This is a genomic window from Bizionia gelidisalsuginis, assembly GCF_008086185.1.
GTDB classification, from domain to species: domain Bacteria; phylum Bacteroidota; class Bacteroidia; order Flavobacteriales; family Flavobacteriaceae; genus Bizionia; species Bizionia saleffrena.
This window is the reverse complement of record NZ_VSKN01000052.1, coordinates 1-3,237: the sequence shown is the minus strand read 5'-3', so window position 1 is coordinate 3,237 and position 3,237 is coordinate 1. Positions and strand designations below refer to the sequence as shown.

General features: G+C 29.9%; 5 protein-coding genes. All 5 read right to left on the bottom strand.

The features are described 5' to 3' along the window. A partial coding sequence (locus ES677_RS15550) for a hypothetical protein (protein ID WP_211357898.1) occupies positions 1-185 on the bottom strand: 185 nt, incomplete at its 3' end. Between the two features lie 304 nt (positions 186-489). After that, positions 490-1,119, bottom strand: a complete 630-nt coding sequence (locus tag ES677_RS14900) for a hypothetical protein (protein WP_148381682.1) — start codon at positions 1,117-1,119, stop codon at positions 490-492. Between the two features lie 390 nt (positions 1,120-1,509). After that, a complete protein-coding gene (locus ES677_RS14895) occupies positions 1,510-1,893 on the bottom strand; it encodes a hypothetical protein (RefSeq protein ID WP_148381681.1) in 384 nt (127 codons plus the stop codon). 11 nt (positions 1,894-1,904) lie between these two features. Beyond that, entirely contained in the window at positions 1,905-3,098 is a 1,194-nt protein-coding gene (locus ES677_RS14890) for a glycoside hydrolase family 19 protein (RefSeq protein WP_148381680.1), read from the bottom strand. Between the two features lie 15 nt (positions 3,099-3,113). Then, on the bottom strand, positions 3,114-3,237 hold a 124-nt coding region (locus tag ES677_RS15925; RefSeq protein ID WP_394349293.1), incomplete at its 5' end, for an IS3 family transposase.

Genomic DNA, 3,237 nt, shown 5'->3' with positions numbered 1-3,237 from the left:
ATTAGTTCGTTATCCTCAATTCTTTTTTTATTAATCTTAGATATTTTAAACTTTGGGTTTAGACTATTTTCTGTTTGTGAACTCCGTGTAAAATCATCCTCTTTTTGGCAACTAGATAACACAAATGTAACCCCGAAGAGCAACATTACTAATTTAAAATACTGTTTACATTTTCTTTTTTTCAATCGTTTGGTTGGTTTTAAAAATTAGTGATTTTATTATTAAAAGCCAAGTGTATAATAATAACAATCTCACAATACCTTTTTGTACCATTCATCGAAAACTACAACTTATTTGCGCTTTTCATTACGGTAAAAACCGTAATTGGAGTGAAAACGCAAATTTTAAATATTTAAAAAAGCCACTACTTGCGTAATGGCTTTTAGTTTTTATTTTTATATGCGTAAACGCGATTAGTTTATATCTGTTTTATTTTAGCATTAGACACTTAACATCTAAAGTCTTAATTAAGAATTAATTACGCCATTATTAGCTAACAGATATAGCCACGACTTCATTAATAACCCAATTTTCTTTTTCTCTCTTAAATAAAATAATACTAGAACTACCATTGAGTTTTTCTTTAAACCAACTCACATACACCATAGCCTTATTGTGCTCTTTATTAATAATCATTTTACTAAAGTAAAGTATGCCACCTACATTATTTCCACTAAATTCCTCACTTCTTTTAAAGGACTTAATATCTTTTTCCTCAATAATTTTCACCGCAAAATTATGATTAGAAAACACTGTTGTTTTCTCAGGAACATAACTAATTTCGGTACTCGAATTTTTAATTATATTTTTATAATCTTTTGGAAGATAATTCTTGTAACTTAATAAGTAATTATCTGAAGATGTTTGTACAACAAATAATTTTAACTTACTTATACTATCAGGCCTTATTAGTACTGCTTTTTTACTAAGACCATCTTTATATTCTTCGAAAGAGGGAGGCGTGTTATACCTTATATCTATTACAGATTTCGTTAAAAAGGAATCGAAAGTATCATTATATACACTTAAGCTATTTTGTTTTTCTTTACATCCAAAAACTAAAGTAAAGAATAATAGAATAAAACATTTATAAATCATACGGGGTTGTATATTCATCATTATGTACATTTAAAGATAAGTTGGCTAAATTTTGTAGTTGAGTACTATTAATTAATTGTCTCTGTAGACCATAGGCATTGAGACCTGTCCAAGCGAAAAACTCATAACTTGAAACAGATTGAGAATTGTTATCAAATTGTCTTTTTTTCATTCGTTTGGTTGGTTTTGAAAATTAGTGATTTTAACTAATAAAAACCAAGTGTATAATAATAATAACAATCTCACAATACCTTTTTGTACCATTCATCGAAAACTACAACTTATTTGCCCTTTTCATTACGGTAAAAACCGTAATTGGAGTAAAAACTTACTTTTTAAAACAAAAACAGCAGAAATGAACAAACCATAAGTTTAGCTCATAACTGCTATTTTATATGATTGTGATTAGTTTTATTGTTTGTTATAAATGAAAATTTTCCCTGTTAACATATCTTTCATCGAAAGGGTATTATTGTTGTCTAAATTTGCACCAAAAAGGTCATAACATCTAATACTTAAATCTTCACTATCGGTTAGTCTTAAAAACCAAGAATTAAAATCTGATTCAGAACCACATTCGTGAGAAATTGCGTAAGAATATGTGTCAATTAGAGTATTATTATAATAACTTAAACACTGATTGTTATTATTGAAAACTAATTTCACATTTAAATCGTCTTCTGCTATCCATGTAGCAATAATTTCCGTTTGAATATTGGCTTGAGCTTGTTGGGCTTTACAACTAATTGAAAGACCAACTAAAAGTGTAATTAATAATATATTTAATTTTTTCATAATATTTAATTTTATAAACAGGTTATTGAATCTTTTGCTTTTGTGAATTTTGCTTCCCTATCTGTAAGGCCATTTATTCCGCCATTTACTTTTTTTGTTACTTTTTTTACAGCTGTAGTAGAGTCTATCGTTATTTTATCTAAAACACTGGTTTTGTAAAACCAAAGAGCACTTAAAATAGCTATCGTATCATTATCCTTTAATAATTCTGGGTTAGATATGAAATCTTTATCAGGGTCATATTTGTTATTGTACCAGGTTTTGAAATTAGCATAATTTGTTTTGCCTGTTAATTGAAAAATACCTCTTCCTCTATATTTGTAGCCATCCCCACTTGCTTCATTACCATTACCCATTCTACAGCAGTAAGTATAGTTCGCATGACCAGACGGGTTGTTAATATATGTGTCTGGTTTTCTTTTTACTATGGTATCAGTTTCAGAATAATATTTTGGAAATATCTTTAGTAGTCTTGAAGTAGTCGTGTAGTTAGTGCTTTCTTGTACCCCAATTCCATTGTTAAAACCACCCACTTCATGTCCTGCTTGAGCTAAAAAATGCCAAAGTTTTTCTTGAGTATCAACATCAAAATCTTTCGCTTTATCATTTATTACAAATGCTAGTGTTGATGCATCCGTGTCTGACATATTTGGAAATATTTTTTTTAAATCTTCTTTTGATGTGTCACAATCCTCTTCTTGATCAATTTCAATTTCGGGACATCGAGGACAAAGCACGGGAGTTGTAGTAGGTGGCACATAGGTACCACCACCTCCTGAACCTTCACTAGGACTGCTTGGAGAAGAAGTAGAACCCCCGCCTCCGCCACAACTTATTTCGCTAGCAGACAAAATCCAACCACCACTAGTAGCCGTGAAATCGGGATTACCCCAGCCTGAACAGTCATCTCCTGCAGTATAACTGTGATTACCTCCAGCGCTACACGTGCTACCTTGTTCCCAATCATAAGAAAAGACTGTGCATGTTTCTTGATCAGAATTTACTTTATTAAATAAAGAACCTGAAATATCGTGTAATTCCACAAAAATAATTTTGTTTTCGATATCTACAATTTGTTTATTAATTAAATTATTTTTTTCAGCGTCTGTTATATTATACTGTACTAAAAGCACTCTAAAAGTGCTGTCTGCTTGTTCTTTTAAAACCAAGTTTTCTAATAAACCATTATCTGGACATGCAAACAAAAAGTGCAGTATAAGTTAAGCAGCATATTTATAATTAATTTTTAAGTTATTAAATTCTTTAATTGTCAGATAATTGAGTGTTGAGTGCCTTCTCTTTTTATTATACCAAAGTTCAATATATTCAAAGATATCTCTTTCC

Excerpts from the sequence above, each read along its gene's own strand:
- ES677_RS14895 (WP_148381681.1), bottom strand. The coding sequence starts at position 1,893 with ATGAAAAAATTAAATATATTATTAATTACACTTTTAGTTGGTCTTTCA.
- ES677_RS14900 (WP_148381682.1), bottom strand. The coding sequence starts at position 1,119 with ATGATGAATATACAACCCCGTATGATTTATAAATGTTTTATTCTATTA.